Origin of the sequence: Sphingomonas sp. (assembly GCF_030145815.1) — a bacterium.
Taxonomy (GTDB): Bacteria; Pseudomonadota; Alphaproteobacteria; order Sphingomonadales; family Sphingomonadaceae; genus Sphingomonas.
Map to the genome: position 1 here is coordinate 71752 of NZ_JAIXHL010000021.1, position 7506 is coordinate 79257.

Annotated in this window: 8 protein-coding genes; 7 read left to right on the forward strand and 1 reads right to left on the reverse strand. The window is 67.7% G+C overall.

Annotation, left to right across the window (positions count from 1 at the left end; genetic code table 11):
• Positions 1 to 10: 10 nt before the first annotated feature.
• The gene (locus KYX69_RS17435) at positions 11 to 1720 is read right to left on the reverse strand and encodes a DUF1800 domain-containing protein (RefSeq protein ID WP_300499484.1); all 1710 of its coding nucleotides are present in this window, start codon (positions 1718 to 1720) and stop codon (positions 11 to 13) included.
• A 161-nt stretch (positions 1721 to 1881) separates the two neighbouring features.
• On the opposite strand from KYX69_RS17435, the gene KYX69_RS17440 reads away from it, so the two are divergent.
• From KYX69_RS17440 to KYX69_RS17470, 7 genes are all read left to right on the forward strand, one after another.
• Positions 1882 to 2817, forward strand: coding sequence for a D-2-hydroxyacid dehydrogenase (locus KYX69_RS17440; protein ID WP_300499487.1), 936 nt, complete (start codon positions 1882 to 1884; stop codon positions 2815 to 2817).
• Positions 2818 to 2983: 166 nt separating this feature from the next.
• Positions 2984 to 3568: an aminodeoxychorismate/anthranilate synthase component II gene (locus KYX69_RS17445; protein WP_300499488.1), complete on the forward strand. Its 585-nt coding sequence runs from the start codon at positions 2984 to 2986 to the stop codon at positions 3566 to 3568.
• A gap of 104 nt (positions 3569 to 3672) precedes the next feature.
• Positions 3673 to 4065: a PilZ domain-containing protein gene (locus KYX69_RS17450; RefSeq protein WP_300499490.1), complete on the forward strand. Its 393-nt coding sequence runs from the start codon at positions 3673 to 3675 to the stop codon at positions 4063 to 4065.
• A gap of 76 nt (positions 4066 to 4141) precedes the next feature.
• A complete protein-coding gene (trpD, locus tag KYX69_RS17455) occupies positions 4142 to 5137 on the forward strand; it encodes an anthranilate phosphoribosyltransferase (RefSeq protein ID WP_300499492.1) in 996 nt (331 codons plus the stop codon).
• The gene (trpC, locus tag KYX69_RS17460) at positions 5134 to 5919 is read left to right on the forward strand and encodes an indole-3-glycerol phosphate synthase TrpC (protein WP_300499495.1); all 786 of its coding nucleotides are present in this window, start codon (positions 5134 to 5136) and stop codon (positions 5917 to 5919) included. The genes trpD and trpC overlap by 4 nt, the downstream gene beginning before the upstream one ends.
• A complete protein-coding gene (gene moaC / locus KYX69_RS17465) occupies positions 5916 to 6386 on the forward strand; it encodes a cyclic pyranopterin monophosphate synthase MoaC (RefSeq protein ID WP_300499497.1) in 471 nt (156 codons plus the stop codon). The genes trpC and moaC overlap by 4 nt, the downstream gene beginning before the upstream one ends.
• A gap of 131 nt (positions 6387 to 6517) precedes the next feature.
• A complete protein-coding gene (locus tag KYX69_RS17470) occupies positions 6518 to 7459 on the forward strand; it encodes a PilZ domain-containing protein (protein ID WP_300499499.1) in 942 nt (313 codons plus the stop codon).
• The last annotated feature ends 47 nt before the right edge of the window (positions 7460 to 7506 follow it).

Genomic DNA, 7506 nt, shown 5'->3' on the forward strand with positions numbered 1-7506 from the left:
TCCCGGCCCCTCACTTCAACGTCAGAAATTCGGGCGACGCCATCGTCAGCAGGACGGCGATCGCGATGCGGTTGTTGGTGTTGGTCGAACTATCGACAGCAGTGCGGATCGCCGTCACCGTGGCGCTGGAAAGCTGTCCAGCGGCGAGCCACAGATTGATCCGGTCGACCAATGCCGCGCTGTCCCCGGCGATGCCGCTGATCGACCCGTAGTCCGTGCGCAGATCGGTCGTGTTGTTCACCACCGATTGCATGTAATTCACATATCCGACGACGCTGATTTCATTGGTGATTTGCAATTCCGGCGCGACCAGTCCCGCGCTCGCGATCGGGGTGTTGGGCGGGGTGTAGCCGGGGCGGAAGAAGTTGAACACCGACGGGCTGCGGCCCATTGCCTGCGCCAGCCGGTTGGTCGAGTTGCTGGTGTCTCCCGTCGTCCAGTTGCCCGAGTTCGATGTCGCCCCGAACGCGCGCGCCCATGCCGTCAGGCGCATGACCGGTTCGCGCAGCTTGCCCGCGCTGGTCGCTGTGGGTTCGGTCCGCGCTTCAGTGTCCATCAGGATCGCGCGGATCACCGCCTGCATGTCGCCGCGCACGCCCGATCCGTTATCGGCGAACTTCGCCGCGACGCGCCCGATATAGGCCGCTGAAGGGTTACTGGTGACCAGCCGCTGGATCAGCTGCTTCGACACGAACGGCGGCACATTGGGATGCGCGAAGATCGTGTCGAGCGCTTGGCGGATCGCATCTGCGCCCGATGCTCCGGCGGCGACGGTCGTGCCGAGGAAGGTCGACGCACCGGTTTCATGCTGCCCGGTGTTGAAGATCATCGCGCGGCGATAGCGATCGGGGGTCGTGTTATCCGACCCGTCGAGCACGAGCCCCGTGAACACGCGCGCCAACCCCGACACGTCCGCCGGCGTGTAGGTTTCGACCGGCTGTCCGCCCGATGTCACGACGCTGCCATCCATGTTCAGCCGCACCAGCCCGATGGTGAACAGCTGCATCAACTCACGCGCATAATTCTCGTCCGGGACCGATCCGGTGCTGGCATTCGCCTTGCGGTTGCCGAGGAAGGTCAGGAACGACCCCATGGCGGCGTTATAGGTCACGCGCTCGATTAACGTCCGGAAATTGCCGAACGCATTGTCCATGAGGATGTCGACATAGGCGGCCATGGAAAACTGCCGCCAGCTCAGGTTCACCCCGCCAATGCCGACCACCAGCATTTCGAGCAGCGCCATGCCGACGCGCTGGCGCAGCTGGTCGCCCGCCCCGGTCAGCTGGCTCCACATCGCATTGTCGAAGCCGCTTTCGTTATTCATGTTGGTGGTGACGTTATAGCCCTTGCTCACCAGCCAGTCCCACAATGTGGTCGGGCGCGGCTTGGCGAATTCGGCGGTGATCCACGCGTCATAGCCGCGCGCCTGAACGTCGGCGATGTCGGCAGCGGTCGCGCCCATCGTTGCCTGCGACAGGAAACGGCTGGCCTGCGCGGCGGTGGGCGGGGGCGGCGTGGGGCTCGGCGTCGGCGTCGGGCCGGGGGTCGAGACAACACCGCCGCCACCGCCGCCCGAGTCACACGCGGCGAGCGCGAGCGCGAGCGCGCTGACCCCGACTGCGGTAAAGCTGCCGCCCACGCGTGCGACATCGCCCGCGCCCGCCGGTTGCGGCGCGAGCGGTTCATCCACCGCGATCAGCGGCGATTCCAGTTTGTCCATCGGTCCCACCCCGGACGCACGGCACCTCCCGTGCCACGTCGCCCAAGTGAAACATCCCCCGTTCCGCTGCCGGACACCAGCCGAAAAGAGTATCAATTTGTCGCAAACCACCTTCTCGCGCCGCGATTGCCCCGGCGCGCGGATCGCGCCATCCTGCATACATGAAAGCCGTCCTCCCCGCGCTCGCCCGCCCGTTGATCGAACCCGGCCTGCCCGCCGGGATCGACGCGCATTGGTTCACCAGCCGCGAAGAGGCGCTGGCGCTGATTGGAGATGCGGACATCGGCTGGGTCGACATGAACCGCCCGGGCTGGACCGGGGAGATCGCAGCGGCGGGCGAACGGCTCAAATGGCTGTCGACGATCTATGCCGGGATCGACGCGTTCGACATCGACCTGCTCAAGGGGCGCGGCACAATCCTGACCAATGGCGTCGGCATCAACGCCATCGCAGTCGCCGAATATGCGGTGCTCGGCATCCTCGCCGCCGCCAAGCGCTTTGACGAGGTGATCCGCACCGCCGACCGCCGCGAATGGCCAACCGACGCGCCGGGCAAGATCGAGCTGTTTGAGACCCGCGCGCTGGTCATCGGCTATGGCACGATCGGGCGGATGATCGGGGATCGGCTCGCCGCGTTCGGGGTCGAGGTGACCGGCGTCACCCGTTCAGGCCGTGACGGCACGCTCACCCCCGACGCCTGGCGCGCGCGGATCGCCGACTATGACTGGATCGTCCTCGCCGCCCCCTCGACCGACGCGACGACGGCGATGATCGGCGCGGATGAACTGGCGGCAATGAAGCCCGGCGCATGGCTGATCAACATCGCGCGCGGCGACATGGTCGATCAGGACGCGCTGATCGCGGCGCTGCACAAGCGGCGGATCGGCGGCGCGTTTCTGGACGTGGTGACGCCCGAGCCTTTGCCCGCCGACCACCCGCTCTGGACCGCGCCCAACACCATCCACTCGATGCATCTATCGGGTCGGTCGCAGACCCGGATGTTCATGCGCGCCGCCGCTTTGTTCCTCGACAATGCCCGCGCCTTTGCGGAGGGGCGGCCCATGAAGAACGTCGTCGATCTCAACGCCGGGTACTGACCTTCCAACCGTCACCCCCGCGAAAGCGGGGGCCCATCTCCCGGACTGTCCGCCTACCACGCCGGATGTTATCGTTGCGCGCTTCGGAGATGGGCCCCCGCTTTCGCGGGGGTGACGAAGAAGATGTATGGATGACGACCGCTCCGCGAACCGCTAATCCCCCCCCATGATCCTCGTCATCGACAATTACGACAGCTTCACCTGGAACCTCGTCCATTACCTGATGGAGCTGGGCGCGGAGGTGAAAGTGGTGCGCAACGACGCGCTGACCGCGCAGGAGGCGATTGCCAGCAACGCGCAGGCGTTCCTGCTCTCCCCCGGCCCGTGCACCCCGAACGAAGCCGGGATCAGCCTCGACCTTGTCGCCGCCTGCGCCGATGCGGGCAAGCCGCTGCTCGGCGTGTGCCTGGGCCACCAGTCGATCGGCCAGCATTTCGGGGGCAAGGTGGTGCGCGGCGGACTGATGCACGGCAAGACGTCGCCGGTCAGCCATGACGGCACCGGCCTGTTCCAAGGGCTGCCCAGCCCCTTCACCGCCACCCGCTACCACTCGCTGATCGTCACCGACATTCCCGACGCGCTGGTGGTCAACGCCACCGCATCGGACGGCAGCGTCATGGCGTTCCGCCACCGCGACCTCCCGATCCACTCGGTCCAGTTCCACCCGGAGAGCATCGCGACCGAGCACGGCCATGCGATGCTGGCGAACTTCCTCAACATTGCCGGGATCGGGTCGAAAATACTGGCGTGATCCCTCGCGAGCCGCAGTCAATATCGGCTTAACCCTTTGGCGCTACCGTCCTCGCACAAGTCGTAATTGCGGGACCGCAAGCACGCGGAACCAGCAGGTCAGCCATGGACGAAGCAGCGATCCGCGAAACCCTCCCCCCGCGCCAGCCACGCCAGCAGGTGATGCTGAGTGCGGAGATCTGCGGTTTTGGGGGCGGAGCGCCGAGCAAGCATCGCATCAAGGACCTGTCAGTGTCGGGCGCGCGGATCGATCGCGCGGACGGGCTGCGACCGGGCGCAACCGTGCTCGTCTCGGTCGGAGTGCTCAAAGCGGTTGGCGCGACCGTGATCTGGGTCAAGGATGGCGTGGCCGGACTGCGCTTCGCCGAGACAATCGATCCCGATGCGGCGCGATCCAAGGCGATGATCGCTCCGCCCAAGCCGCGCCCGCCCGTCACGATCGACCGGGGTGCGACGGCGGGGTGGATTCAGGATCTGCACAGCCCCTATCGCCGCTGACCGCCTGCGCTCCGGCTTGCCTCGCCGATAACAGGAATTGCTCGACTCGCGCCGCGTGCCCCGGAATAGAGGCGGCGTGACCAGCTTCAGCCTCCTCCCCGACCCCGCCAGCCCGCTCGCCCGCGAAAGCGCGGCGCAGGCATTCGCCGACATCCTCGACGGTCGCGCCGCCGAGGAGGAGATCGAGGCGTTCCTGATCGCCCTCTCCGATCGCGGCGAAACCAGCATCGAGATTGCCGAAGCCGCACGGGCGATGCGCGCGCGGGTGATTCCGGTCAGCGCGCCGTCCAACGCGATCGACGTGTGCGGCACCGGCGGCGACGGGCATCACACGCTGAATGTATCGACTGCCGTCGCGATCGTCGTCGCGGCAGCGGGGGTTCCCGTCGCCAAGCACGGCAACCGCGCCGCCAGCTCCAAATCGGGCGCGGCGGATACGCTGGAGGCGCTCGGCCTCGACCTCGACCGCGCGGCCGCCAATGCCGAAGCGCACCTCAACGACCTCGGCATCGCGTTTCTGTTCGCGGCGAAGCACCATCCGGCGATGGCGCGCGTCGCCCCGATCCGCAAGCGCATCGGGCGGCGCACGATCTTCAACCTGATGGGGCCGCTCGCCAATCCGGCGGGGGTGCAGCGCCAACTGATCGGCATTGCCCGCCCCGATTATGCGCCGATCTATGCCGAGGCGCTGGCGCAGCTGGGCGTCAAGGGCGCGGCAATCGTCGCGGGTGAAGAGGGGCTGGACGAGCTGTCGCCCGAAGGCGGCTCGCTGGTGGTCAGCATCGGCGATGTCAGCCTGCCCGCGCGCGTGACGCCCGCCGATGCCGGCCTGTCCGCCCATCCGCTGTCCGCCCTGCGCGGTGGCGATGCGCAGGAAAATGCCGCTGCGCTCCGCCGCCTGCTCGATGGCGAGCGCGGGGCGTATCGCGACGCGGTGCTGCTCAACGCCGCTGCGGCGCTGGTCGTGGCGGGTGAGGCCGCCGATCTGAGCGAGGGTGCCGAGGAAGCGGCGGAGACGATTGACAAGGGGCTTGCCAAAGCACTGCTCGACTGCTGGATCGCCGCCGCATGAGCACGATGCTGGACGAGATCATCGCGGTGAAGCGCGGCGAAGTGGCGGAGCGCAAGGCGACGGCGTCGCTTGCGGACCTTCAGGCGCTGGCGCTGGCGCAAACCCCGCCGCGCGGCTTCCGCGCCGCATTGGATGCCAAGGCCGCGAGCGGATACGGCCTGATCGCCGAGATCAAGAAGGCATCGCCGTCGAAGGGCCTGATCCGCGCCGATTTCGATCCCCCCGCCCATGCCCGTGCCTATGCCGCCGGCGGCGCGGCGTGCCTGTCGGTGCTGACCGATGCGCCATTCTTTCAGGGGCATGAGGACTATCTGATCGCCGCGCGCGCCGCCTGCAGCCTGCCGGTGATCCGCAAGGATTTCATGATCGACCCGTGGCAGGTGCTGGAGGCGCGCAGCATCGGCGCCGACGCGATCCTGATCATTGTCGCCGCGCTCGATGACGCGCAGATGGCGGAGATCGAGGACGCGGCACTCGGCCTCGGCATGGACGTGCTGGTCGAGGTCCACGACGAAGCCGAACTGGACCGCGCACTCGCGCTCAACTCCCGGCTGATCGGGGTCAACAACCGCAACCTCAAGGACTTCACCGTCTCGTTCGACCGAACCTATGAACTGGTCGGGCGTGCGCCCGATGGCTGCACCTTCGTCGCCGAAAGCGGGCTGACCAGCCGCGCCGACCTCGACGCAATGGCGGCACATGGCGTGCGCTGTTTCCTGATCGGAGAGTCGCTGATGCGGCAGGATGATGTCGAGGCGGCAACGCGGGCGATGATCGGGTGAGCGACCTCACCCATCTCGACGCCAGCGGCGCGGCGCGCATGGTCGATGTCGGCGCAAAGGCCGAGACCGAGCGCGTCGCCATCGCCACCGGGCGGATCACCATGTCCGCAGAGGCCGCCGGGGCGATCCGCAACGGCCTGCTCAAGAAAGGCGATGTCATCGCCGTCGCGCGCATTGCCGGGATCATGGCGGCGAAGAAGACCAGCGACCTGATCCCGCTGTGCCACCCGCTGGCGCTGAGCAAGGTCAGCCTCGACCTCGTCCCCGATGACGGCGGCGTCACCGCCACCGCCACGGTCGGCCTGACCGGGCGCACCGGGGTGGAGATGGAGGCGCTGACCGCCGTCACCGTCGCGTTGCTCACCGTCTACGACATGGCCAAGGCGCTCGACCGCACGATGGAGATCGGCGCGGTCCGCCTGCTCGAAAAGCGCGGCGGCAAGTCCGGCGACTGGCACGCGGGATAAAACATCATCCTCCCCCTGGCTGGGGAGGATAATCGCGCAGCCACACAGGGTTAACCCGTCCCTTACCGCGCTCGCTCAGTGAATCTTGACGCCGCTGGCCGCACATATTTTCCGTTCAGTTGTGGGGCGTTATGTCGGGTTCAGGGCGGTCGGCCATCTTTTCGCTTTCGGACGGGCTCGACCCTGTAGCGCCGGGTAACGGCGAAAATGCCGCGCACGGCCGGCTGACCGGCAGCACCGGCACGCGCGACTGTTTCGTCCATCGCATCACCTCCGCCGGCGCAACCCTGACCGTCACCGGACCGGTCAGCAATGGCGATCGCGGCCGGATCGAGCTGCCTTTTGGCGTCAGCGCCGAAGGCTCGGTGCTGGGCGACGACCCCGCGGCCTTTACCTTCTGCTTCGACGAGCCGCTCGATGTGGTCGCAGCGCTCGCGCGTTGCCTTGCCGCGCTGCCCACCGAGCGCCGCCAGATGCCGCGCGTCGAGCTGCGCCAGCGGCTGTGCATTCGTCACGGCGATCAGGTCGATTTCGCTTGGACCCGCAACCTGTCGCCGGCAGGCCTTGGCGTCGAAACGCGCGCGGCATTGCGCGTGGGCGAGGCGGTCGAGATCACGCTGGACGGCCTGCGCCCGATCGCGGGCGAGATCCGCTGGACCGAGCGCGGTCAGGCCGGCATCGCCTTTGCCGAAGAGCTGGGCTGGCAGATCCTGATGCCCTGGCTGCGTCAGGTCGCCAATCGCCGCCCACCCGTGGCGCACGCGCCGATGGCCGGAAGCGCGTCACCGCTGGGCGCGGTCAAGAACGCGATCAAGCTGGATGCCGCGACCCATGTCCGGTCGGGCAGCAGTTGGTGGAACGCCCAGATCACCTCGCTCAGCAACGCGCTGGTCGAATTCGAGAGCGATACCGAATTCGCGCCCCTGTGCGGCCTGTGGCTGTCGCTGCCGCAGATCGGCGGCTGGCCGATCCGCGTGATCGAATGCCATGGTGCGCGTCACGTCGCCGAATTCCGCCTGCCGCTGCGTCCGCATGAAATGACGCGGCTGAGCGAGGCCGCGCGGCCCCGGTGAGAGCCTGTTTGGGAATGCGCCTTCCGGCGCATCGCGGCACCGGCCCG